The organism is Oerskovia sp. USHLN155, from assembly GCF_037145535.1.
Taxonomy (GTDB): Bacteria; Actinomycetota; Actinomycetes; order Actinomycetales; family Cellulomonadaceae; genus Oerskovia; species Oerskovia rustica.
In genome coordinates, this window is the sequence record NZ_JBBCXG010000004.1 from 1 (window position 1) to 24,432 (window position 24,432).

The 24,432-nt window shown below is 72.4% G+C and carries 15 protein-coding genes; 3 read left to right on the forward strand and 12 right to left on the reverse strand.

Going from position 1 to position 24,432, the window contains the following annotated elements; all coding sequences use genetic code 11:
* Positions 1-79 precede the first annotated feature (79 nt).
* The 8 genes from topA to WFH32_RS06395 all read right to left on the reverse strand — a co-directional run bounded on the left by topA (position 80) and on the right by WFH32_RS06395 (position 13,414).
* Positions 80-2,917, reverse strand: coding sequence for a type I DNA topoisomerase (gene topA / locus WFH32_RS06360; RefSeq protein WP_336706588.1), 2,838 nt, complete (start codon positions 2,915-2,917; stop codon positions 80-82).
* Positions 2,918-3,177: 260 nt separating this feature from the next.
* Positions 3,178-4,140, reverse strand: coding sequence for a phosphatase PAP2 family protein (locus WFH32_RS06365; protein ID WP_318244214.1), 963 nt, complete (start codon positions 4,138-4,140; stop codon positions 3,178-3,180).
* A gap of 227 nt (positions 4,141-4,367) precedes the next feature.
* Positions 4,368-5,456 carry an ABC transporter ATP-binding protein gene (locus tag WFH32_RS06370; protein ID WP_336706590.1) on the reverse strand — a complete coding sequence of 363 codons (1,089 nt, stop codon included), beginning with the start codon at positions 5,454-5,456 and terminating at the stop codon, positions 4,368-4,370.
* Positions 5,453-6,646 carry an ABC transporter permease gene (locus tag WFH32_RS06375; protein ID WP_225228342.1) on the reverse strand — a complete coding sequence of 398 codons (1,194 nt, stop codon included), beginning with the start codon at positions 6,644-6,646 and terminating at the stop codon, positions 5,453-5,455. The genes WFH32_RS06370 and WFH32_RS06375 overlap by 4 nt, the downstream gene beginning before the upstream one ends.
* Positions 6,647-6,650: 4 nt before the next feature.
* Positions 6,651-7,631, reverse strand: coding sequence for an ABC transporter permease (locus tag WFH32_RS06380; RefSeq protein WP_191791805.1), 981 nt, complete (start codon positions 7,629-7,631; stop codon positions 6,651-6,653).
* Positions 7,628-8,704, reverse strand: coding sequence for an ABC transporter ATP-binding protein (locus tag WFH32_RS06385; protein WP_336706594.1), 1,077 nt, complete (start codon positions 8,702-8,704; stop codon positions 7,628-7,630). The genes WFH32_RS06380 and WFH32_RS06385 overlap by 4 nt, the downstream gene beginning before the upstream one ends.
* Positions 8,705-8,875: 171 nt before the next feature.
* Positions 8,876-10,543: an ABC transporter substrate-binding protein gene (locus WFH32_RS06390; protein ID WP_138826094.1), complete on the reverse strand. Its 1,668-nt coding sequence runs from the start codon at positions 10,541-10,543 to the stop codon at positions 8,876-8,878.
* Between the two features lie 183 nt (positions 10,544-10,726).
* A complete protein-coding gene (locus WFH32_RS06395) occupies positions 10,727-13,414 on the reverse strand; it encodes a beta-glucosidase family protein (protein WP_336706597.1) in 2,688 nt (895 codons plus the stop codon).
* A 98-nt stretch (positions 13,415-13,512) separates the two neighbouring features.
* On the opposite strand from WFH32_RS06395, the gene WFH32_RS06400 reads away from it, so the two are divergent.
* The 3 genes from WFH32_RS06400 to WFH32_RS06410 all read left to right on the forward strand — a co-directional run bounded on the left by WFH32_RS06400 (position 13,513) and on the right by WFH32_RS06410 (position 16,631).
* Positions 13,513-14,190 carry a TetR/AcrR family transcriptional regulator gene (locus tag WFH32_RS06400; protein WP_138826096.1) on the forward strand — a complete coding sequence of 226 codons (678 nt, stop codon included), beginning with the start codon at positions 13,513-13,515 and terminating at the stop codon, positions 14,188-14,190.
* A 71-nt stretch (positions 14,191-14,261) separates the two neighbouring features.
* Positions 14,262-15,071 (forward strand): response regulator transcription factor, encoded by an 810-nt coding sequence (locus WFH32_RS06405; RefSeq protein ID WP_318244216.1) that lies wholly within the window; start codon positions 14,262-14,264, stop codon positions 15,069-15,071.
* A 3-nt stretch (positions 15,072-15,074) separates the two neighbouring features.
* A complete protein-coding gene (locus WFH32_RS06410) occupies positions 15,075-16,631 on the forward strand; it encodes a sensor histidine kinase (RefSeq protein ID WP_336706598.1) in 1,557 nt (518 codons plus the stop codon).
* A 74-nt stretch (positions 16,632-16,705) separates the two neighbouring features.
* On the opposite strand, the gene WFH32_RS06415 is transcribed toward WFH32_RS06410, so the two are convergent.
* The 4 genes from WFH32_RS06415 to WFH32_RS06430 form a co-directional block, all read right to left on the reverse strand.
* Positions 16,706-20,179 (reverse strand): ATP-binding protein, encoded by a 3,474-nt coding sequence (locus WFH32_RS06415; protein WP_336706600.1) that lies wholly within the window; start codon positions 20,177-20,179, stop codon positions 16,706-16,708.
* Positions 20,179-20,877, reverse strand: coding sequence for a DUF4194 domain-containing protein (locus WFH32_RS06420; RefSeq protein ID WP_191795864.1), 699 nt, complete (start codon positions 20,875-20,877; stop codon positions 20,179-20,181). Before WFH32_RS06420 ends, WFH32_RS06415 begins: the two co-directional genes overlap by 1 nt.
* Positions 20,874-22,769, reverse strand: coding sequence for a DUF3375 domain-containing protein (locus WFH32_RS06425; protein ID WP_336706602.1), 1,896 nt, complete (start codon positions 22,767-22,769; stop codon positions 20,874-20,876). Before WFH32_RS06425 ends, WFH32_RS06420 begins: the two co-directional genes overlap by 4 nt.
* A 1,140-nt stretch (positions 22,770-23,909) precedes the next feature.
* On the reverse strand, positions 23,910-24,416 hold the full coding sequence (locus WFH32_RS06430) for an AAA family ATPase (RefSeq protein ID WP_191795861.1): 507 nt from the start codon (positions 24,414-24,416) through the stop codon (positions 23,910-23,912).
* Positions 24,417-24,432: the final 16 nt, after the last annotated feature.

Consider the following 24,432-nt stretch of genomic DNA (forward strand, 5'->3'; position numbering starts at 1 on the left):
TGCTCCCCCGGGGGGGGCCCCCCCCCCCCCCACGGGTCTACCGCGGCGTCGTGCAGACGTCGGCGTGAGCCGACGACCGCTACTTCTTCTCGGCCGTCGCCTTCTTGGCCGGGGCCTTCTTCGCGGCAGGCTTCTTGGCCGGAGCCTTGCGGGCCGGGGCCTTCTTCTTCGCCGGGCCGGCGGCGCGCTTCTCGGCGAGGAGCTCGATGGCCTTCTCCGGCGTGATCGACTCGGGCGTCAGGTCGCGCGGCAGCGTCCGGTTGGTCTCACCGTCCGTGACGTACGCGCCGAAGCGGCCGTCCTTGACCACGATGGGCTTGCCCGACGTCGGGTCGTCCCCGAGCTCGCGCAGCGGCGGGGTGGCCGTGGCTCCACGACCGCGCTTGGGCTGCTTGTACAGCTCGAGCGCCTCCTCGAGGGTGACCGTGAACATGGCCTCCTCGGACGGGAGGGTGCGCGAGTCCGTGCCCTTCTTGAGGTACGGGCCGTACCGACCGTTCTGCGCGGTGATCTCGACGCCCGTCTCCGGGTCCGTACCCACGACGCGCGGCAGCGACAGCAGGCGCAGCGCGTCCTCGAGCGTCACGGTGTCGAGGCTCATGTCCTTGAGCAGCGACGCCGTGCGGGGCTTGGGCAGCGCGGCCTTGGCCTTCTTGAGCGCCGCGGCCGACAGACCCTCGTCGAACTTCGGCTCGGGGAGCTGCTCGGTCACGTACGGGCCGTAGCGTCCCGCGCGGGCCACGACGGGGTTCCCCGACTCGGGGTCGGTGCCGAGGATCCGGCCGTCGTCGGCACCCGCGGCAAGGAGCTCGCGCGCCTTGTCGACCGTGAGCTCGTCGGGGGCCAGGTCGTCGGGCACCGAGGCACGCGGCGGGTTCTCGCCCTCCTTGACCGGGACGGACAGATCTTCCACGTACGGCCCGTACCGACCGACGCGGAGCTGGATGCCCTCGCCGATCTGGACCGAGTTGATGTCGCGCGCGTCGATCTCGCCGAGGTCCTCGACGAGCTGGCGCAGCCCCTCGCCCTCCTCACGGCCCGTGCCGTCCCCGAAGTAGAAGCGGGTCAGCCAGGCGACGCGGTCCTTGTCGCCGGCCGCGATCGCGTCGAGGTCCGCCTCCATCTCCGCGGTGAAGTCGTAGTCGATGAGCCACTCGAAGTGCTCCTCCAGGAGCCGGATCACGGCGAACGCGAGCCAGCTCGGCACGAGGGCCTGACCGCGCGGCAGCACGTACCCGCGGTCCTGGACCGTCGAGATGGTCGACGCGTACGTGGACGGGCGTCCGATGCCGCGCTCCTCGAGGGCCTTGATGAGACTGGCCTCGGTGTAGCGCGGGGGTGCGGACGTCGAGTGCCCGTCGGCCGTGAGGTCGCGCCCGTCGAGCAGGTCCCCCTCGCCCATCTGGGGCAGGCGGGCGTCCTCGTCGTTGCGACGACGGCCGGACTTCGCGGGGGTGCCGTCAGCCGTCTCCGCACCGTCGTCGGTCCCCTCCTCGTACGCGGCGAGGAAGCCGCGGAACGAGATGACCGTGCCGGAGGCCGCGAACACGGCCTCGGGGGCCGGGCCGTCCGGCACGAACGTCTTGCCCGAGAGCGGCGCCACCACGGTCAGGCCGATCGGCGCAGCAAGCCGCACCGACGCCGTCGACCCCTTGGCGTCCGCCATCTGCGAGGCGACCGTGCGCTTCCAGATGAGCTCGTACAGCTTGAACTGGTCGCCGCTGATCTCGCGGGCGACCTGGGCCGGGGTGCGGAACGAGTCGCCGGCGGGGCGGATGGCCTCGTGGGCCTCCTGCGCGCCCTTCGCCTTCGACGCGTAGACGCGCGGCGCACCGGGCACGAACTCGGGCCCGTACAGCTCGGCGGCCTGGCGCCGCGCGGCGTCCGTGGCCTCGGCCGACAGCGACGGGGAGTCCGTACGCATGTAGGTGATGTAGCCGTTCTCGTACAGCGCCTGCGCGGTGCGCATCGTCTGCCGCGAGTTGAAGCGGAGCTTGCGGCTCGCCTCCTGCTGGAGCGTCGACGTCGTGAACGGCGCGGCCGGACGGCGCGTGTACGGCTTGGTCTCGAGGCTGCGGACCGCGAAGTCGGCCCCCTCGAGCCCACCGACCACGAGCGAGGCAGCCTGCTCGTCGAGCTGGACCACGCCGTCGCGTGCCGCCGCGGGCTTGAGCTGCCCACGGTCGTCGAAGTCGCGGCCCGAGGCGACGCGGGCGCCGCCGAACTGGACCAGGCGGGCGTCGAAGCTCTTGTCGGCGTCCTCGGCGGTCTTGTCGGCGAGCGAGAACGTGCCGGACACGTCCCAGTACTCGGCGGCGACGAAGGCCATGCGCTCGCGCTCGCGCTCGACGACCAGGCGCGTCGCGACCGACTGGACACGCCCCGCGGACAGCCCCTGGCGGACCTTGCGCCACAGGACCGGCGAGACCTCGTAGCCGTACAGACGGTCGAGGATGCGGCGCGTCTCCTGGGCGTCGACCAGGTGCTCGTCGAGGTCGCGCGTGTTCTCGAGCGCACGCTCGATGGCCTCGCGGGTGATCTCGTGGAAGACCATGCGGTGCACGGGGACCTTGGGCTTGAGCTCCTCGAGCAGGTGCCACGCGATGGCCTCGCCCTCGCGGTCCTCGTCGGTCGCGAGGTAGAGCTCGTCGGCGTTCTTCAGGGCGCGCTTGAGCTCCGCGACCTTCTTCTTCTTGTCCGCGTAGACCTCGTAGTAGGGCTCGAAGCCCTCGTCGACGTTGACCGCGAACTTGCCGAACGGCCCCTTCTTCATGTCGGCGGGCAGCTCGGACGGCTGCGGGAGGTCGCGGATGTGCCCGACGCTCGACTCCACTTCGAAGTCGTCACCGAGGTAGCCCTGGATCTTGCGTGCCTTCGTGGGGGACTCCACGATGACGAGCTTGCGACCTGAGGACATCCGTTCCTGCTTTCCGTTGCTGCTGGTGTGGCTCGTGCCCGGAGCGATCTCCGGGTGGGCCGAGGTGCTGAGGTGGGGTCCGGCGTCGGGCTGGGGCATGGCCCACGACCCCACCGTCCCGTTCCCACCGGCAGCCTATGACGTTACGCCACTGGCGCCAGGCGGCACCTTATCCGTTGTGGAGGGCCCCCGTGGCAGGGGCTCGCGGTCGTCGTGGACGCCCCCGCAGGGCGTGCCGTCCCCCGACCTGTGGGCGACGGTCATCTCCCGGGACGGGACGTCGCCTGGCGGAGCAGGAGCAGCACGGCGAACGAGATCGCCGTCGCGGCGACCACCCCCAGCGCCCCGCCCACGTACGCGGTGGTCTCTGCGAGGTCGGTCATGTCCCAGCTCGCGGGATAGACCTCGCGCAGGCACCACGCGGCACCGAGCATCGCCGCCCCGGCCCCCAGGAACAGGAGCACGGCCACGACGACCGAGCCGGGGTAGGCGCTGCTGCCACGTGCGGGGACGGGGTCGAGCGCGCTCGCGGGGGTGAGCGCGAGCGCGAGCGCGGTCCACGCCGTCACGACGAGGATCGCCGCGACCACGTCGCTCGGTCGGTGCCAGTGACCGATCAGGGTCGAGACTCCCGTGGCCGCCGTGTACGTCCCCCCCAGGACGGCGACGACCGGGCGCGCCGCCCGCGGGACCGCGAGCAGCAGCGCGACCGCGACCGAGGCGGCGACCGTGGTGTGCCCGCTGGGCAGCGTGTTCCCCACGCCCCACCCGCCGCCGATCAGGTCCGGTCGGTCGAGGACCGACTTCTTGAGGAACTGGGTCGTGACGTTCGACCCGACCACGACGAACGCGACCTGGACGGCGAGCCCCCAGCGACGACGGAGCAGCGCGATCCCCATGGCCGTCCCCAGGCCCAGCACGACGAAGCTGACCGAGACGACGTCGAGCACGGGCTCCCCGAGAGCCCACAGCGTGCCGCGTCCGTAGTCGGAGCCGCGCAGCGCCGCCTGGTCCAGGTGCTGCCCCGCCTCGGACGCGACGAAGTACTGCCAGACCTGCCACACGAGGACCACCGAGACGAGAGCCGTCAGGCTCGCCGCGACACGCGCCCCGACGTGCGTCGCGCCCGTGCTCGGCGCGTGCACGGGGCGTGCACCGACGGCCCGCGGGGGTGCCAGCGGGCGTGCGGTCGGCTGCGTCGTCGAAGGAGGAGGGAAGGTCACCCGTCCACCGTAGGTCACCGCGTGTGGGGATCCGGCAAAGAGAACGGGCAGGTCAGGGCGTGGCGGTGGGTGGTCTTTCACACGTCGGCCGGGAGCGCCCTGCGACGCGCACGAGCGGGCCGGCACCCGACGCGGGGTGCCGGCCGGCTCTGCTCGCGGGGACGACCGGGCGTCCCCGCGACCGAGGAGTCGCCTGGGATCATCGACCCTGGCGTGCGTGGCTCGCGTCAGACGCGCAGCTCCGCGGGGACCTCGCCGTGCCCGTCGTGGAGCAGGCACGCGACCGACCGTCCCGGTTCGCCGACGCCGGGCAGCCCCAGCGACGTGGGGCCCAGCGCGGGGTGGACGTCGGCGCACGCGTCCATGACGTGCGCGCAGCGCGGCCGGAACGGGCACCCGGTCGGCAGGGCCTGGAGGTCGGGCGGCGAGCCCGGGATGCCGACGAGCGGGCGCTTGGGCCCGTGCAGGGGCGGGAACGAGTTGAGCAGCCCGTGCGTGTACGGGTGGCGCGGGCGCCGGTACACGTCGCTCGCGGACGCCTGCTCGACGATCTCGCCCGCGTACATGATCGCGATCCGGTCGGCGACCTCGATGAGCAGCGACACGTCGTGCGTGATGAACACGACCGAGAAGCCCAGGCGGTCGCGCAGCTCGATGATCTGCTCGACGATCTGACGCTGCATGACGACGTCGAGCGCCGTGGTGGGCTCGTCCATGATGAGCACCTTGGGCTCGAGCGCGAGCGCCATCGCGATCATGACGCGCTGGCGCATGCCGCCCGAGAGCTGGTGCGGGTACGCCGAGATGCGGTCCTTCGCGATCCCGACCATGGACAGCAGCTCGGCGGCCCGGTCGTTGCGGTCGGTGCGCGACATGCCGGGGCGGTGCGCCGCGATCGCGTCGGTGAGCTGCTTGCCGACCCGGTAGACCGGGTTGAGCGAGTTCATGGCGCCCTGGAACACGATCGCGGTGTCCTGCCAGCGCGATCGCCGCAGCTCCTTGTCGCTCATGCGCAGGATGTCGACGGGCTCGCCGCCCGTGCTCCCCACGCCCCCGTGGAACAGCACCTCGCCGCCCGTGATGAGGCCGGGCGGGGGCAGGAGGCGGGTCGCGGCGTAGACGAGGGTCGACTTGCCGCAGCCCGACTCGCCCGCGATCCCCAGGACCTCGCCCTCGTGCAGCGTGAGGTTCACCCCGCGCAGCGCGCGCACGGGCTCGGGGCCGTAGCCGTAGGCGACGTGCAGGTCGCGGATCTCGAGCACGGGTCTGCTCGTCCCGGTGGAGGCGCCCGCGGGGGAAAGGTCGGTGACGGTCATCGGGCGTTCTCCTTGCGTGCGGTCGTGCCGTCGGTGTCGCGGTCGTCGCGCGTGCTCCCCGGGGTGCCCGGCCCGCCCGGGGTGGGCGTGCCCCTGCCCGACGGCGTCGCACCGGTCGGGGCGGTCGACGCACCCGGGCGCGTGGCGCCGTCGGGCCTGCTGGTCGTGGCGCCCGCGGCGGGAGCCCCCTCGCGGACCACGGCCGTGAAGCCGATGCGCGGCGAGATGCGGCGCCTGCGCAGGGCGCGCGGGCTCGCGCCCGTCGAGCGCAGGCGCGGGTTGACGAACTCGTCGATGCCGAAGTTGATGAGGGTCAGCGCCATGCCGAGCATCGCGATGCACAGGCCCGCCGGGACGAACCACCACCACGCGCCGCGCGACAGGGCCTGCTGCTGCTCGGCCCAGAAGAGGATCGTGCCCCAGTTCCAGTCCGAGATCGACGTGACGCCGATGAACGCGAGCGTCGTCTGCATGAGGATCGCGAAGGTCACGGTGCCCACGAAGCTCGACGCCATGATGGCCGTCAGGTTGGGCAAGGTCTCGAACCACACGATGCGCCACGTCGACTCGCCGTTGGCGCGCGCAGCCTCGACGAAGTCGCGACGGCGCAGCGACAGGGTCTGGGCGCGCAGGATGCGTGCACCCCACGCCCAGCTCGTCGCGGCCAGGATGAGCGCGACCGTCAGCCCGCCCGCGTCGGGGAGCTGGCCCGCGACGATGATGATGAGCGGCAGGGCGGGGATGACGAGGAAGATGTTCGACAGCGACGAGAGCAGCTCGTCGCTCACGCCGCCCAGGAAGCCCGCGCTCACGCCCACGAGGATCGACAGGAGCGTCGCGCCGATGCCCGCGACGAAACCGACGATCATGACGCCGCGCGTGCCGACGAGGATCTGGGAGAAGACGTCCTGGCCCACGTGCGTGGTCCCGAGCCAGTGCGCGCCGCTCGGGGGCTGCAGGACGTCGGGCGACATGGCGCTCGGGTCGTAGGGCGCGATCCACGGGCCGATCACCGCGAGGATCGCGAAGAACCCCAGGATCGCGAGCCCGGTGAAGGACTTGCCGTTGCGCAGGAAGAGGAGCTTCTGCTTCTTGCGCGTCCCCTTGCGGCGCCGGGGCACCTCGGGGGCGAGCGGCTCGGAGCCGGTGTCGAGCTGGGCGTGGTCCATCTGGACGGGGATGCCGGTCATCTTCTCAGCCCTCCTGTCGGGTGCGCGGGTCGAGGACCACGTAGGCGAGGTCGGCGAGGATGTTCGCCACGAGGACGGACAGCGTGATCATGAGGAAGATGCCCTGCATGAGGGGGTAGTCGTGCGCGCCGATCGCCTGCAGGAGCGTGAAGCCCACACCCTGGTAGGAGAAGACCTTCTCCATGACGAGCGTCCCCGACACGATGAAGCCGAGGGACAGCGCGAAGCCCGAGACCTGCGGCAGGATCGCGTTGCGGGCCGCATACCCGAACATCACGCGACGCTCCGAGAGGCCCTTGGCCTGCGCGACCGTGACGTAGTCCTCCGAGGTGACCGTGACCGTCATGTTCCGCATGCCGAGGATCCAGCCCGCGACCGACGACAGCACGATCGTGATCGCGGGCAGTGTGCCGTGCTGGATCACGGAGCTGATGAACTCCCAGTTCCACCCGGGCACGAGCCCCGGCTGGTAGGCGCCCGACGACGGGAAGATCGACCACGTCACCGAGAAGAGCATGATCGCGACCAGACCCAGCCAGAAGTACGGCACGGACGAGAAGAAGGTGGTGATCGGCAGGAGACCGTCAGCCCATGACCCGCGGCGCCAGCCGATGACCACGCCGAGGAACGAGCCGAGCAGGAAGCTGATGACCGTCGCGATGCCGACCAGGCCGATGGTCCACGGCAGGGCCTGCGCGATGACCTCGCTCACGGTGCTCGGGAAGAGCATGATCGACAGGCCCAGGTCGCCCGAGAAGAGCATCTTCCAGTAGTCGACGTACTGCTCCCAGAGCGAGGCGCCGCTGTCGAGCCCGAACAGGACGTACAGCGACTCGCGGGCCTCCGAGCTGATGCGGCCCTGGTTCTTGTTGATGAAGGACGACACCGGGTCGCCGTCCATCATGCGCGGGATGAAGAAGTTGATCGTGATGGCCGCCCACGCGGTGATCACGTAGAAGACGATGCGTCGCAGGAAGTACTTCATGCCGACACCCCCACTCGTGCAGCGCCGAGCACGGGGAGCAGGTCCCGCTCGGCAGGTTCGACGTCGGACGCATCCACGTAGCCCCAGCAGGCGACCTTGCGGCCGTCACCTACGGGCACGAGGGCGGGGACCGTGCTCCGGCACAGGTCCGTCGCGAACGGGCAGCGCGGGCTGAAGCGGCAGCCCTCGGGCGGGCGGACCATCGACGGCGGCTCGCCGTTCGCGCCCGTGCGGTCCTGCGCCGCGAGGTTCTCGGGGTCGGGGGCCGAGCGCACCAGGAGCTGCGTGTAGGGGTGCGCGGGCTCCTGCGTCACGAGCTCGCTCTCGCCGTGCTCGACGATGCGGCCCGCGTACATGACGCGGGTCTCGTCGGCGAAGTACCGGGCCGAGGCGATGTCGTGCGTGATGTAGAGGATCGCGATGCCGAGGCGGTCGCGCAGGTCCTTGAGGAGGTTGAGGATGCCGATGCGGATCGACACGTCGAGCATCGAGATGGGCTCGTCGGCGAGCAGGACCTCGGGGTCGGCGGCCAGGGCACGGGCGATCGCGACACGCTGGCGCTGCCCGCCCGAGAGCTCGTGCGGGTACTTGTCGACGTACCGCTCGGGCTGGAGCTGCACCCTGTTGAGCAACGCCTCCAGGGCGTCCTCGAGCGCCTGCCCGCGCAGCTTCGGCTGGTGGATCCGCAGCGAGCGCGTGAGCGTGTAGCGGATCGTGTGGACCGGGTTCAGCGAGCCGAACGGGTCCTGGAAGATCATCTGGACGCGCCGGCAGTACCGGCGGAACGCCCGGCCGCGGTGCGCGGTCACGGGCTCGCCGTGCAGCAGGATCTCGCCCGACGTCTGCGTGTACAGACGGGCGAGGAGCCGGGCGATGGTCGACTTGCCGGAGCCGGACTCCCCCACGAGCGCGACGACCTGGCCGCTGCGCAGCGAGACGTCGACGCCGTCGACCGCGTGCACGACGGCGTGGGACCGCAGCCCCTTGACGGGAAAGTGCTTGGTGAGCCCGCGGGCCTCGAGGACGGGCACGTCGGGCGGGGGCGCGGGGGCGTGGTACGTGTCGGAACTCATGGGTGAACCTGACTGCTGGGGGGAACGGGGTGGAGTCAGCGCTGACCGGCTGCTCGCGAGGGGGCGGGGCCGTTGCCGGGCCGTGGTCGGGCCTGGCGGGAGGCCGAGGAACGAGGCCGGATGGTAGGCCCGGCGACGGCCCCGCCCCCTCACTCACGAGCAGTCACACGATCAGGAAGCCGGCTTCAGCTTCGTGAGGATCAGCGACGCGTTCGCCGTCGTCGGCTGCGGGTTCGCGTACGGGTCCTCGTCCGAGGGCCAGCCCACGAAGTTCTTGGTCGAGTACTGGGCCGCGGCAGGGCGTCCGAGGAGCGCGATGGTCGGGACCTCGTCGACGAAGACCTGCTGGACGGTCTCGAGCGCGGCGGTGCGGGCTGCTTCGTCCGTGGCGTTGGCGTACGTGGCCAGGGCTGCGGTCGCCTCGTCGTTCTTGAAGCGGCCGAAGTTCCAGTTGGCGCGCTCGCCGAGCGGCATGTACTGGGCACCGTCCATCTGGTTGGAGTAGGTGTCCCAGGGGGTGGCGCCGCCGTCCGTCCAGTGCATGGAGGCCTGGAAGTCGCCTTCGGCGATCGCGGTGAACCATGCGTCGGCGTTCTGGCCCTCGACGGTGGCGTCGATGCCGAGGGGCTTGACGGCGTCGGCGACCATCTGGAGCTCGGTCAGGTAGTCGGACCAGCCGGTGGGGTTGGTGAGCGTGAACGTCACGGCGTTGCCCTCGGGGTCCTTGAGGGTCGTGCCGTCGAGGGTGTAGCCGGCGTCGGCGAGGACCTTCTTGGCGCCGTCGACGTCCACCGCGTACTTCTTGCCCTGGAAGGGCGCGGTGATGAAGTCGGTGCCCGCGGGCTCGGGCATGCCCGTGACGTTGAGCAGCGGCGGGAAGACGCCCGAGGACGCGAGGTCGGAGATCTGCTGGCGGTCGAGGACCATCTGGACGGCCTTGCGGACGGCGACGTCGTCGAACGGCTCGGTCTCGGTGTTGAGGAAGAGCGAGTCGACGCCGAGGCCCGTGGGGGCCCACTGGTTGTTCACGTCGGGGTTCGCGTCGATGTAGACCTTCTGGTAGTCGGGGATGAAGGTCCATCCCCACTGCGCCTCGCCCGAGGCGAGGGCGTTGGTGAGGGCGTTGTTGTCGTTGTAGGAGCTGTAGCGCAGCTCCTTGACGCCGAGCTCGCCGCCCCAGTAGTCGTCGCGCGCGGTGAGGGTCGCGGCCTGCGCGGTCCAGGACTTGAGGGTGTATGGGCCGGTGCCGACGGGCTCCTCGTTGGTCCAGGTGGTCGGGTCGTCGACGTCCTTCCAGATGTGCTCGGGGACGATGAAGAGCTGGAGGATCTGGGCCTGCTTGACGAACTGGCCCGCGGTGAACGAGACCGTGACCTTGTTGCCGTCGACCGCGATGTCGCCGAAGGGCAGGGCGAACGTGTTGAGGCCCTCGTTGTCCTTGCGGATCTGGAACGAGTAGGCGATGTCCTCGGCGGTGAAGTCCTCGCCGTCGGACCACTTGACGCCGTCGCGGGCCGTGAGGGTGAGCTGCGTGTAGTCGGCGTTCCACTCCCACTCGCTCGCGAGCCACGGCGTGGGGTCCTCGGAGGGCCGCACGGTGTTGACCTGGGCGAGCGGCTCGTAGATCGCGAACGCGTAGCCGAGCGACATCGCCGAGGACGTGTTCGCGAAGGGGTTCGAGTTGTCGGTCTGCGGGCCGTTGGGCATGCCGATCGTGAGCACGTCCGAGCTGGCTGCCGACGAGGTGCCCCCGTCGCCGCTGCCGCCGCTGCATGCGGTGGCTACCAGGGCGAGGGACGTGAGCCCGATGATCGCCGTGCTGATCCTGCGCTTGTTCATGAGTGCCTCCTTGCACTGAAAATCTGAACGAACCGTACGTGCGGTCCGCGGTGAACCGGTCATCTTGCTGGTGGGACGGGGCGGTGCTGGGTCGAGCGGGCGGTGCTGGTCGTGCAGGGCGGTGCGGGTCGTGCGTTCGGGGAGCTGGTCGAGCGGGTCGACCGGTCGACCAGCGCCCCGGGGTCAGTCGGGCAAGGTCGCCCGGAGCCGGAGGTCGCGGATCGACCGGCCGGCCCGCAGGACGTGCCCACCGGCAGCGGCGACCCACTGCTGCGCGGGGACGTCCCAGGTCTGGAAGGCGCGTGCGGGGATGCGCACGCGAGCCATGGAGGTCTCGCCCGGGGCGGCGTCGACGACGGCGAAGCCGCCGAGCCAGCGCACGGGACGGTAGGGCGCCTCGGACGCGTCGTGGGCCGAGGCGTCGCCGGGTTCGACGTACACCTGCACGACCTCGCGGCTCGCGCGGGTGCCCGCGTTGCGGACGGTCACGTCGAGCAGGACGTCCGAGCCGTCGTCGGGCCCGACGACCGTCGCCCCCAGGTACTCCCACTCGGACCAGCCGAGGCCGTGACCGAACGGGGCCGCGGGCGTGGTGCCCGTGCGCTCCCACGCGCGGTAGCCGACGTCGAGCCCCTCGGTGTACTCGACGACGCCCTCGCGCGGGACGGCGTGCGGGACGGGGACGTCCTCGGCCCGCGCGGGCAGCGTCCACGGGAGACGGCCCGAGGGCTCGGTCACCCCGAGGAGCGCGTCGGCGAGACCGGTCCCGGCCTCCTGCCCGCCGAGCCAGGCCCACAGGACGCTCGGGGCGTCGTCGAGCCACGGCAGCAGGACGGGTGCGCCCGCGTTGACGACGACCACGGTCCTCGGGTTCGCCTGCAGGACGAGCTCGACCAACCTGTTCTGGTTGCCCGGCAGGTCGAGGTCGGGGCGGTCGTAGCCCTCGGACTCGACCTCCTCGGTCGTGCCGATCACGACGATCGCGACGTCGGCTGCCGCGGCCGCGGCCACGGCGTCGTCGAGCAGCTCCTCGGCGCTCGCGCCGGGCAGCCGGTGGACCAGCTCGCCGCGCACGAACGACGCGTACCCGACGGCGTGCACCACCTGGAGCGTGGCGTCCAGGTGCGCGGTGCGCGGCTCGGCGACCTCGACGGTCACGGTGCGCGCGACGGGGTGGTTGTGCCCCGAGCTGAGCACGACGTCCTCGTCGACCACGACGTCGCCGGTCGAGACGACCTGGCCGTCGGCCGTGACGGTGTGGACGCCGACCGTACCGATGCCGAGCTCGTGCGTGCCGGGCTCGTCGAGGTCGACGTCGGCGCGGACCCGCACGGCCACGGCGTCCGCGCGGACGTCCTGGAGCCAGCCGTCCCACGTCGGGGCCGTGCGGGAGTCGAGGACCTCGCCGCGGGCGTCGAGCAGCTCGACGCGCAGCCCGGGAGCACCCGTGAGCGGGTCGCTGCACCGGCCGGAGACGTCGAGCGCGGGCGGGTTGGAGCGGGAGCGCGCGCCGTCGTGGACGAGCAGGCGCGTGCCCTCGGGCAGGCCTGCGCGAATCTCCTCCTCGGGGGTCGAGACCCGGTCCGGGACGACGAACGACGAGCCGCCGCCCTGCAGGAAGGGGGCCGTCGCGGCCGGGCCGAGGAGCGCCACGGTCAGGGGGCGCCCCGGGGCGGCGAGGGCGGCCGGGTCGAGGGGGACGAGCCGGGCCACCCCGCCTGACGCCCCTGCGCGCGGTGCGACAGGCGAGTTCTTGAGCACGACGATCGAGCGTGCGACGAGCTCACGGAGGAAGGCGGCCGACGCCTCCTGGCCCGTGAGCCCGTCGCGGGCCGACGACGCGGAGGAGGGTGCGTCGTCGGGCTGGAGGCCGGTCACCCGTGCGGTGCCGGGAACGGCGCCGAGGTCGAGCGCGCCGACCCGGTGCGCCAGGCGTAGGAGGCGCAGCACCTTGTCGTCGAGCTCGGCCTCGGCGACCTCGCCCGAGCGGACGGCGTCGAGCAGGCCGTCGCCCCAGGGGCCGTCGGGGCCGGGCATCTGGAGGTCGAGCCCGCCCTCGACCGCGTCGCGGATCGACTTGGTCGCGACCCAGTCGCTCACGACGACGCCGTCGAAGCCCCACTCGTCCTTGAGGATCCCGGTGAGGAGCGGGCGGTGCTCGAGGACGGGCGCGGCGGTCACGCCGTCGTCGACGCCCGAGTAGGCACCCATGACGCTCCAGGCCTGGGCCTCGTGCACGACGCGCTCGAACGGCGGGAGGTAGACCTCGCGCAGCGTGCGCTCGTCGAGGCGGGCGAGGTAGCGCGTGCGCTCGGTCTCGGAGTCGTTCGCGACGTAGTGCTTGACGCTCATCCCGACGCCGTTCTCCTGCGAGGCGCGCACGAGCCGGACCGCGATCTCGGCCGTCAGGTGCGGGTCCTCGGAGTAGCACTCGAAGTGGCGGCCGCCGACGGGCGTGCGCTGGAGGTTGATCTGCGGGGCGAGGACCACGTGGACGCCGTGGCGGCGGGCCTCGGACGCGAAGAGCGCGCCGGCGCGGGCCGCGAGGTCGAGGTCCCAGGTCGCGGCGAGCGCGCTGGGGGCGGGGAGCATCGCGGAGGTCTGCGCTCCCGGCGTGGCCCCGTCGGTCTCACCGCCCGTGCCGCGCACGCCCACGGGTCCGTCGGACATCGCGACGGCGCGGAGGCCGATGCGCTCGATCGGGGTCGTGGTCCACATGCCCGCGCCGACGACGAGGGAGACCTTCTCCTCGACCGTGAGGTCTGCGGTGAGGCGCGCGAGGCGTTCCTCGGTCCCGTCGACGTCGACCGCGCCCTCAGGGCTGACGTCGGGGGTGACGTCGGTCGTGACGTCGTGGGTCTTCAGTGACACCAGGTGCTCCGTTCGGACGGCGTTGTCTGCTGGCCGATATACAACCACACTTACTTACAGGTCAGTAAGTCAACGAAGATCACAGTATGGTTGCGGTCATGACAGAGGCCACACCGGCGCGCACGCGCCGACCGCGCAAGGGCACCGCCGCCCGGCGCGAGGAGATCCTGCGCGCAGCCATGCGCGTCTTCGGGTCCAAGGGGTACCACCAGGGCTCGCTCGCCGAGGTCGCCGAGCAGGTCGGGATCACCCACGCCGGGGTGCTCCACCACTTCGGCTCCAAGAACCAGCTCCTCATCGAGGTCCTCGAGTTCCGGGACGTCGTCGACGTCGAGCACCTCGAGGGCAAGCACATCCCCGGCGGGCTCGACCTGTTCCGCCACCTCGTCACGACCGCCCGGATGAATGCCGAGCGCCCCGGCATCGTACAGGCCTACACCGTCCTGACCGGCGAGTCCGTGACCGACCAGCACCCCGCGCGCGACTGGGCCGCGAACCGTTTCGCCGGCCTGCGCGGAGACATCACGAGCGCCCTGACCACCGTGATCGCCGAACGTCGCGAGGCCGGCCTCCTGACCCCCGAGGACGACGTCGACCTCGACCCCGAGGCCCTCGACCGGGCCGCCAGCACCATCATCGCCGTCATGGACGGCCTCCAGACCCAGTGGTTGCTCGACCCCGACGCGGTCGACCTCGCCGGCGCCACGGCCTTCGCGATCGAGGCGATCCTGGCCTCGACGCTCGCGGCGTCCCACCGGGAGCGGCCGCTCGACTGACGGCACGCCCTCACAGTCGATTCATAGGAACACCACAGGCGCGACCGAGACACCGCGCTCACCATGGACCCATGACCACGACCCCCGCGCCCACGGAACCCCTCGTCTCCCCGCGCGCCCCCGAGCGCCTGACCCGGGCCGACGGCTCCCCCGTGCGCGTCCTCGTGGTCGACGACGAGCCCAACCTCGCCGAGCTCCTCACCTCGGCCCTGCGCTACGAGGGATGGGACGTCTCGACCGCCCTCGACGGGCAGTCCGCGATCCGCACGGCCCGCGACGTCGGGCCCGACGTGATCGTGCTCGACGTCATGCTGCCCGACCTCGACGGGCTCACCGTGCTGCGCCGCATCCGCGCGACCTCCCCCGACGTCCCCGTCCTGTTCCTCACGGCCCGCGACACCGTCGAGGACCGCGTCGCCGGGCTCACCGCCGGCGGCGACGACTACGTGACCAAGCCCTTCAGCCTCGAGGAGGTCGTGGCCCGGCTGCGCGGCCTCATGCGTCGCGGCGGCGCGACCGCCGCCCGCGAGGACTCGACCGTCGTGGTCGGCGACCTGGTCCTCGACGAGGACTCGCACGAGGTGTTCCGCGGCGGCGACCCCGTCCACCTGTCGGCGACCGAGTTCGAGCTCCTGCGCTACCTCATGCGCAACGCCCGGCGCGTGATGTCCAAGCCGCAGATCCTCGACCGCGTGTGGAACTACGACTTCCGCGGGCAGGCCAACATCGTCGAGCTCTACATCTCCTACCTGCGCCGCAAGATCGACAAGGGCCGCGAGCCCATGATCCACACGCTGCGCGGCGTCGGGTACGTCATCAAGCCCGCCGAGGGAGCCGCGGACACCGCACGCCCCCAGCCCGACGGCGCCGCGAAGGCCTGACGCGTGACCTCACCCCGGGCGTCGCTCACCGCCCGACCGCGCACCCTGCGCCGACAGCTCGTCGTCGTGCTCGTCGGGATCCTGCTCGTGCTCAGCGTCGCGCTCGCCGTCAGCTCGACCCTCGCCCTGCGCACGAGCCTGGTCGACCGCCTCGACGACGAGCTCGTCCAGGCGAGCCAGCGCGCCGAGCGCGGTCCCTTCGACCGGCCGGGGGACCCGGCCCAGGACCCGGGCGCCGCGGCCTCCCCGGGGGATGCTCCGTCGTCGGGCACGGGGAACGGCGACCCCCTGCCCCCCGGCCAGGGCGCCGGGACCATCAACGTCGTCTACTCGGGCGGCGAGGTGCGGTTCGCCGGGTACGTCGACGACCTGGGCGACCGGCGCGAGCTCGACGCCGCCCAGATCGACGACCTCGAGTCCGTGCCCGCGGACGGCAGGCCGCACGACGTCGAGGTCACCGACCTCGGGACGTTCCGCGCGATCTCGACCACGACCCAGCACGGCGAGCCGTCCATCACGGCCATGAGCACCGCCTCGGTGAGCCAGACCGTCGAGGGCTACCTCCTGGTCGAGGTCGTCCTCGCGGTCATCGGGATCGCGCTCGCGTCGGTGCTCGGGACCTGGCTCGTCCGCCGCTCCCTGCGCCCGCTCGACGCGCTCGCCGACGCCGCCGTCCACGTGTCCGAGCTGCCCCTGGACCGGGGAGAGGTCGGCGAGATCCCGCGCGTCGACGAGCAGTTCACGGACGAGCGGACCGAGGTCGGGCAGGTCGGCGCGGCGCTCAACCGCATGCTCGACCACGTCGAGGCCTCCCTCACCGCGCGCCACGAGTCCGAGACCCAGGTCCGCCAGTTCGTCGCCGACGCGAGCCACGAGCTGCGCACGCCCCTCGCGTCGATCCGCGGGTACTCCGAGCTCGTGCGCCGCTCCCCCGACGACGTTCCGCCCGACACCCTGCGCGCGCTCGACCGCATCGAGTCAGAGGCGCTGCGCATGGGCGAGCTCGTCGAGGACCTTCTGCTGCTCGCCCGGCTCGACGCCGGCCGACCGCTCGAGCGGGAGCCCGTGGACCTCGCGGCGCTCGCGATCGACGCGGTCGCCGACGCGCACGCGGCCAGCCGCGACCACGTGTGGGACCTGGACCTGCCTCTCGCCGAGGGCGACGACGACTCGTTCGACATCCCCGACGTCACGGTCGTGGGCGACGAGGCGCGACTGCGCCAGGTCTTCACGAACCTGCTGGGCAACGCCCGCGTCCACACCCCGCCGGGCACGCACGTGGTCGTGGGTCTGCGGCCCGACGGCGACGACCACGTCGTCCTGTCCGTGACCGACGACGGCCCCGGCATCCCGCCCGCCCTGGTGCCGTCGCTGTTCCAACGGTTCAGCCGCGGGGACTCGGCGCGCAACCGGGTCGGCGGCTCGACAGGCCTGGGCCTCGCGATCGCGCAGGCCGTGGTCCAGGCGCACGGCGGCGAGATCACGGTGCGCGACGCGGGCCGGGCTCCGTCGTCGGGCACGACGTTCGAGGTCCGCCTGCCCCGAAAAAACGTTCCGTAGGGGGTCGAGAACGGGGTTGAGGTCGTCATCCGTCGGATGGCGACCTCATCCCCGTTCTCGGCAACGGAGGGCGCTCAGAGGGCCGCGTGGGCCTCCTTCTCCTGCTGGTACTCCTCGATCGTCAAGGTCCGCAAGCGCGAGTTGCGGCCCGTCGGGTTGTCGACGTAGCCCACGGCCGAGATGTACGGCTCGATCACGTGGATCTTCTGCAGCGGCGTCACGATGAGCAGCTGGAGCCCGAGGCTCTTGAAGAGCTCGAGCGCGAACCGCGTCGACTCGTCGGACCCCCGGCCGAACGCCTCGTCGATCACGACGAACCGGAAGGCCTTGGACCGCACCGCGCCCCAGTCGAGCTTGAACTGGTACGCGAGCGAGGCCGCGAGGATCGTGTAGGCGAGCTTCTCCTTCTGACCACCGGACTTCCCGCCCGAGTCGGAGTAGTGCTCGTGCTCGACGTCGTCCTCGCGCGAGCGCTCCGACGCGGACAGCACGAACCAGCTCCGCACGTCGGTCACGCGACGCTTCCACGCCTCGTCCGCCTCGGCCTGCCCCTCACGTCCGCGGAACCGCTCGACGATCGCCTTGACCCGCAGGAACCGCTCCTCCGAGTAGTACGCGACGCCCTCCTCGCCCGTGTCCTCGTCGCGGCGCCCCTCGAGGTCGAGCCCCAGGGCGCCGTCGGTGCACGCCCGCAGGTCCGCCCGGAACTCACGCACCTCGGTGTTGGGCGTCGGCGCCATCTCGAGGCGGATGTACCGGCCGGGGTTGTAGTCGATCGCGCGCAGCGAGTCGTTGATGATCTCGACGCGCTCACGGATCAGGTCCGCCTGCTTGGAGAGCTCGGCGTGGAAGCCCGCGATGTCGCGGATCGTGTTGGTGTTGAGGTACGTCTTGAAGTCGACCTCGAAGCGTGGCAGGTCGTCGCGCGTGAGCCGCTCGTGCAGCGCCCGGTACTCGGGTGCGGACCGCACGTCGTTGTCGAGCTCGGTCGTCTCGACCGGGTACGCGGCACGGAACGCCGTCATCTGCGCGGCGATGCGCGTCCCGAGCTGGCCCTGCCGGGCCTGCGCCTCCTCGACGCGGCTCGTGAGCCGGGTCCGCAGCGCGCTCTCGACCGCGTCGGGCTCGACGTCGCCCGGCACCCCGCCCTGGGCGGTGGCCTGGTCGCGGGCCTCGGCGTCGAACAGCCGGGCGAGCTCGTCGACGAGTGCCGCGTCGAGCGGACCCTGCTCGGTGAGCACGCGCGCCGACCGGTCGCGCTGTGTGCGCGCACTGTCGAGAGCGTGCTTGTCGGCTCCTGCCGCCGAGAGCAACGCGTCACGCTCGGACGCGATGCCCGCGGCCCGGCGCGCGAGGTCGCGGAGCTGGTCGGCGATGCGGCTGAGCTCGGTCGACGCGCCCTCGATGCGCCGCTTCTCCTCGTGGAGCTCGGCGATCGCCCGCACGGGCTCCTCCCAGTCGAGCTCGCGCCACTCGCGGAACACGTCGAGCCGGTTGAGCGCACCCGACCGTGAGATCGCCTCGTTCTTCTCACGCCCGACTGCGTCCCGCCGCTCCTCCAGGGCCGTGCGGCGCGTCGTGACGTCGGTGGCCTCGTCGAGCAGCGCGTCGATCTTGCCCTGGTTGCTCCACCCGAGGACGTAGCCGCTGCGGTCGCGGACGGCGCGGCGGTCGTCCTTCTCGTGGTGGCTCGCCGAGTGCTTGACCTGCCCCTCGCGCGTCACGGCGCGCGGCACGCGCTGGAAGTCCGCGAGGGCCTCGGCGCACACGTAGTCCGCGCGGCGTTCGAGCTCGTCGCTCAGCCAGGTCGCGAGGTCGCCGTCCTTGACCTCGAGCAGGTCCGCGAGGAGCGGCCCGTCGTCCCGGCTCGCGGCCTTCCCGACGGCGCCGCGCCCCTTCCCCGAGCGGCCGCCGGTGGGCGCGGGCACCCGGTGGTAGACGAGCTTGGACCGCAGGTCGTGCGAGTTGATCCACGCCGAGACGGCGTCGTAGTGCTGGGCGGGCACGAGGAGCGAGAGCGCGAAGCCGCGCAGCACGCGCTCGGCGGCGCCCTCCCACTCGGCGTGCTCGGCCCGCACGCCGATGAGCTCGCCCGCGAAGGGCAGTTCGGCCTCCGTGAGGCCGACGTCGGAGCACAGGCGCGAGCGCAGGTCCAGGCTCGTGCGGGGCAGGTTGGACTCGCGGTCGGCCAGCGACGTGAGCTCGGCGTTGATCTCGCGGGCCTCGGCCTCGACCGCTCGCAGCTCGGCCGCGACCTCCCCCGCGCGGCCCTCGATCTCACCGAGCGAGTCCTGCGCCTGCGACTGCAGATCGGCCGTGCGTTCGCGCAGCGCCGCGAACTCGTCCCGTGACGTCACGGGCTCCAGGCCCGCGGCGGCCAGGTAGCGCGCGTACTCGTCGGCCTTGGCGCGGCGCTCGGCCCGCTCGACCTCGCGGCGCGCGACCTCGCCCTCGATCTGCGTGAGCCGGTCGCCGCCGTGCCCGGCGCGTTCGACCTCGAGCCGTTGGCGCTCGGCGTCGAGCAGCGCGAGCTCCTCCTTGAGGCGGTCGAGGCCGTCGGCGCGAGCCGCGGTCGACGCCTCGAGCTCGCCGATGCGCAGGTCGAGCGCCGAGACCCGGCGCCCGGCGGTGAAGCCTCGCAGGGCCTCGCGCTGGGCGGACAGGGTCCGCACCTGCTCCCCCGCGGCGTCGTACGCGTCGGCGTCGGCGAGCAGGGGCGCGAGCTGGTCGATCTGCGCACGGGCCTTGACGACGGCGTCGTGCGCGCTCGTGAGGTCGTCGAAGTGCGCGACGAGCTTCTCGGTCCAGCGGGCCGCGTCGAACGGTTCGAGCATGTGCTCGCGCACGAACTCGTTGAGGTCCCCGACCGACTTCATCGACACGGTCTGGTGGAACAGCTCCATGGCCTGCTCGGACTCGATCCCGAGCAGGCGGCGGAAGTCGCGCCCGTACTCCGGGAAGTGGTCGCGGATCTGCGCGCCGGACTCGCGCAGGCGCCGGCGCAGGACGTTGATGTCCCCGTCGAAGCCCGCGAAGTCGTCGGCGATCGTCATGGGTGACGTGCTCGTGACGTAGAAGCGCTCGGGCTGGCCCTGCGCGCCGTCCTTGAGCCAGAACACCTGGGCCAGCACGGCGCGCGAGTCGAACCCGCGGTTGGCGAACTCGCCCAGGATGACCGAGTAGGTGTGCCCGCGGCGCAGGCCCACGTGCCGGGACGCGCCCGTGACCTCGTTGCGCTCGGACTTGTAGTGCCCGGCGACGTAGGAGCGCAGCGTGCGTTCACGCGTGTCCGCACCGGCCGCCTTGTTGTAGCTGATGCGGTTCGCGGGGAGCAGCAGGGTCGTGATCGCGTCGACGATGGTCGACTTGCCCGAGCCGATGTCCCCCGTGAGCAGCGCGTTGCGCCCTTCGAGCTCGAAGCTCCACGCGTACTTGTCGAACGTGCCCCAGTTGAGGACCTCGAGCCGGTCGAGGCGGTAGCCCGACCGCTGGTCCAGGTCCGCCGCCGCGTCGTGCAGCTCGACCGCGCTGAACAGTGCCTCGGCCATCAGGCCTCCTCGTGGGTCGTGCCGGTGCCGGGCTCGGTGCCGAGCACGCGGTCGTCGTCGGGCAGGAGCGCTCCCCCGTCACGCGACGCGAGCTCGGCCGCGTACTCCGCGAGGCGCGCGTCGAAGTCCGCGAGCCACTGCCCGTCGACGAACGCCTTGAGGATGCGCCGCACCTCGTAGGTGTCCGGGGTGTCGGGCACGGGGCGCAGGAAGCCGAGCTCGACGACGCGGCGCACGTTGGCCTCGACGCGGTCGCGCGCGCGGGCCTCGTTGCTCGAGCCGGGCAGGAAGACCCGGACGAGGTCCACGATCTCGTCGCGCGTCAGGACCAGGCGCGTGTCGCCGCCCTCGGAGTCGAACTGGGCGAGGCGCTTGCGCAGCAGCGCGAGCAGCAGGCTCACGTCGAACGACAGCTCGCGGCGCGCGACGAGGCGCGGGATGAACGTACCGTCGTGCTCCTCCTCGGGTTGTGCGCGCAGGTACGCGTACCCCTCGGACTCGTCGATCACGATCTCCAGGCCCAGCGTCGCGACGAAGTCCCGCGCCTGCGCCTCGAGCGCGAGCAGGTCGCGCCACGTGCGCGTGCCCGCCTCGCGGTAGACGACGCCCTTGACGAGCGAGGTCACGACGAGCGAGAGCTCGGGGCTGGGCCCACCGGTCTGCCCGGGGCGTTCGGTCCGGACGGGCTGCTGGCTCACGGGGTTCCTTCCTGGGGAGTCGGCTGGGGAGTCGGCTGGGGAGGCTTCTGGGCGGACGGCTGGCCGGACGGGGCGGACGGCTGGTCGGGCGCGGCGGGCTGCGCCTGTGCGAGCGAGCGGGCGACCGCGCCCGCGAGGTCCTTGGCCCCCGTCCGGGCGAACGTGACGCGCGGGACGCGGGCCACGCGCACGCGCGGCCCGGTGGGCCTCGCGGCGAACCCGTCGTCGTCCTCGGCCCCGGCGACCCGGGCTTCTGCGGCTCGGGCGGCCTCGGTGGTCTCGATCGTCTCGCCCTCACCGACGGGCGCACCGCCAGGGTCGCCCGGCACGTGATCGTCGACCACCCACCGCACCTCGTCGGTGTGCGCGGGGTCGTGCACGACGGCGAAGCGCGGGTCGTCGAGCGACAGGTACGTCACGAGCTCCGCGAGCCCCTGCTCGAGCGGGTTCTCCTCAACGAGCTGCGCGAGCGAGACCTGGCCCCGGCGGCGCAACGCGTCGCGGACGGTGCGGCTCAGGCGCTCGGGGTCGACGTGGACCTGCGTGAACAGGGCCGACGCGTCGAAGTCCGCGACGCCTGCGGTCACGCCCTCGCTCGCGAGCGGTTCCTGGTGCTGGGGCCGGTAGAGGGGGCGTTCGGTCGGCAGGTGCACGTCGACCGACGTCGCGTCCATGGTCGTCGCGAGCGGCCCGGTCTCGGCCGCCCCCAGCCGCAGGCGGTCCGGTGTGTCGCGCAGCGCGAGGGCGCGCGACTCGATGCTGCGCAGCACGTCGATGACGCGCCGGTTCTCGAGCCAGACCTGGTCGTCGAGGAAGCGACGCAGCTGCTCGGACAGGACGCGCACGGTCGACTGCGTGCGCTCGCCCGCGTCGAGCCAGTCGTAGTGGATGCGGCGCAGGCGGCGCCCGGCCGCGCGACCCGTGACGCCGGGAGCGGCCTCGCCGTCGTCCCCGACCTGCTCCTCGAGCGCGGGCAGCGCCTGGACCTTCTCGACGAGCTCGGCGAACTCCTCCTGCCGCTGGCGGTCCAGGAGGAAGTCGTAGAACGCATGGAAGCTGCGCCCCTGGTCCGAGTCCGCGATCGCGGACCGGCTCCCGACGACCGCGTCCAGCAGGTCGCCCTTGGCGCCGTCCCAGCCCGTGATGCGTTCGCGCATCTCACGGTCGAGGGTCCGGAAGTTCGCCTCGACCTCGCGGAAGTCCGCGAGCAGGTCGGCGGCCGTGCCCGTGAGCTGCTGGTACCGGTCGCGCTGGGCCGCGGCGTCGAGCAGCGAGAGCTGGCCCGCGCGCACGCGCTCGATCTCCTCGTCGATCCGTGCCCGCCGCGCCTCGAGCTCGCGCAGGCGCGCGTCGGCGTCGGACTCGGTGCCGACCGTGAGCTGGCGCAGCAGCTCGAAGACCGTGTTGAGGCGCGACTCCGTGCCGACGAAGCTGCGCTCGCGCAGCGCGACGACCCACGAGACGGCCTTCTCGACGGCCGGGGTCGCGTCGTAGTGCGCCTCCTCCGAACCCGTCGGGTAGAACTTGCGCAGCCAGCCCTGCTCGGGCGCGGCCCAGTGGTCGAGGTAGGCCTTGGGCGAGCGCGGGTACCTGCGCGCCCCGGCCGCGGTCTCCCCTTCGGCGTCCGCCCCCTCCTGCCCGACGGCGTCGCTCCCCGTCGCGGGTTCGTCGCCCTCGGCGACAGGCCGGGGCTGCACGCGGGCAGGGACGGGACCGTCGATCGCGTACAGCGCGTCGTCCAGGAGGGAGACCAGCTCGGCCTCACCGATCGAGCGGACGTTCTGCTCGACGAAGACCGTGCCGAGGAAGCTCAGTGCGAGCGGGGCGTTGTCCGAGCGCAGGAGGCGCCAGGCGGGGGTGCGCCGCAGGGCGTCGATGTCGTCGTGCTGCACTCAAGCCCTCTCGCGCGTGTCCGGTGTCGGTGTCGACCGGGGGCTGGGTCGTGCGCCGGTCGGGCGGTCGCCGCAGGGGATCGCACGATCAGCCGCACCGAGCATCCTAGGCGCCGGGTCCCACGATCCCGGGATCGGCACGGTCGTCCGGCACACCCGGTGCCCGCCGACGCGGACCTCCGTCGAAGCCCTCCGTCGAACGATGTATGCGCGGCGAGCGAAGATCGGCGAGGTGGGCGACGCCGTCGGGCCTGCACCCGACCAGCATGGACACCATGCCGAGCCTCCTGGAGAACCCGCTGGTCCTGTTGATCCTCGCGTGCGAGGTCGGCTTCTGGGTCGTGCTCGGAGCGGGCCTGATCTCGCGGTACGTGCTGCGCCGGAGGCGGCTCAGCACGGTCCTGCTCCTCTCCGTGCCGCTCATCGACCTGCTGCTCGTGCCCGTGTCGATCGCGGACGTCGCGGGCGGGTCGCCGCCCGAGGCCGTGCACGGGCTCGCGGCCGTCTACCTGGGGTTCACGGTCGCGTTCGGGCACTCGATCGTCTCGTGGGCCGACGTCCGCGCCGCGCACTGGTTCGGTGACGGGCCCGCGCCCGTCAAGCCCCCCAAGGACGGCCTGGCGGGGCTCGTGCACGAGATGCGCGAGCTCGGCAAGGCGCTGATCGCCGCCGTGATCGCGCTCGGAGTCATCAGCACCCTGTCGGTCGTCGCGGGCGACGGCCTGCTCCCGCCCGCGCAGTGGCCCGACGACCCGCTGTGGACCTGGGCGCTGCGGGTCTCGGTCGTGCTCGGGGCGTGGGTCGTGTTCGGTCCCGTGTGGGTGCTGCTCGGGCTCGGGAGCGACGCGAAGAAGGACGACTCGAAGGACACCGGTTCGGGGCGGGGCGAGCGAGCCGCTCCGGCCGACTCGGCGGGTCCTGTGGACCCCGGTGGACTCGCGGACCCCGGTGGACTCGGTGGGTGGCCACCGGTCGGACGGCGCGTGAGGACGGCGCCGCTGGCCGAACGTGCGGTGGGCGTCTGTCGACCATGCGGTCGTGGTCGGATCCGGGCCGGATCCCGACGCCAACCGCATGCTCGGCAGCGAGGCTGGGCGGGCGGAGGGGCCGGGGTTGGGTTGGGGCTTGGCGGGAGGGGGCTCAGCCGTCCAGCCAGTCCTTGGCCGCCGCGAGGAGCTCCGCGTCGTCGAGCGACGCGTCGAGCCGCAGCCGCGGGTCGGTCCAGCCTGCGAGCGCCCGGGCACGCTCGGCGAGCGAGTCCCACAAGGGCTCCGGCAGCGAGGGGTACCGCGTGCCCCGGGTCACGAGGCGCTCGCGGTGCAGGTCCTCGTCCGCGAGGTAGACCTCGACGAACCAGAGCCGGGTGGCCGCCCGCGCCGCGAGGTCGACCCACTGCTGCCGGGCCGCGGGGTGGTCGTTGACCGCGTCGACGATCACGGCGTGGCCCAGGAGCAGGTTCTCCTCGGCGGCCGCCTCGACGGCGAGGTACGCGCCCAGGCCCGTGACGTCGTCGTGCACGGCCCCCGCCCGCAGGAACGCGTCCTCGACGGGGTCGACGCTGAGCATCACCGCCCCCAGGTCGCGCGCGAGGAGGCGCGCGAGTCGACTCTTGCCGGTTCCGGGCAGTCCCGCCATGGCGATCAGCACGATCGTGAGACTAGGC

Coding starts and splice junctions, on each gene's coding strand:
- topA (WP_336706588.1), bottom strand. CDS start 2,917: ATGTCCTCAGGTCGCAAGCTCGTCATCGTGGAGTCCCCCACGAAGGCA.
- WFH32_RS06370 (WP_336706590.1), bottom strand. CDS start 5,456: ATGACCGTCACCGACCTTTCCCCCGCGGGCGCCTCCACCGGGACGAGC.
- WFH32_RS06375 (WP_225228342.1), bottom strand. CDS start 6,646: ATGACCGGCATCCCCGTCCAGATGGACCACGCCCAGCTCGACACCGGC.
- WFH32_RS06380 (WP_191791805.1), bottom strand. CDS start 7,631: ATGAAGTACTTCCTGCGACGCATCGTCTTCTACGTGATCACCGCGTGG.
- WFH32_RS06385 (WP_336706594.1), bottom strand. CDS start 8,704: ATGAGTTCCGACACGTACCACGCCCCCGCGCCCCCGCCCGACGTGCCC.
- WFH32_RS06390 (WP_138826094.1), bottom strand. CDS start 10,543: ATGAACAAGCGCAGGATCAGCACGGCGATCATCGGGCTCACGTCCCTC.
- WFH32_RS06400 (WP_138826096.1), top strand. CDS start 13,513: ATGACAGAGGCCACACCGGCGCGCACGCGCCGACCGCGCAAGGGCACC.
- WFH32_RS06405 (WP_318244216.1), top strand. CDS start 14,262: ATGACCACGACCCCCGCGCCCACGGAACCCCTCGTCTCCCCGCGCGCC.
- WFH32_RS06415 (WP_336706600.1), bottom strand. CDS start 20,179: ATGGCCGAGGCACTGTTCAGCGCGGTCGAGCTGCACGACGCGGCGGCG.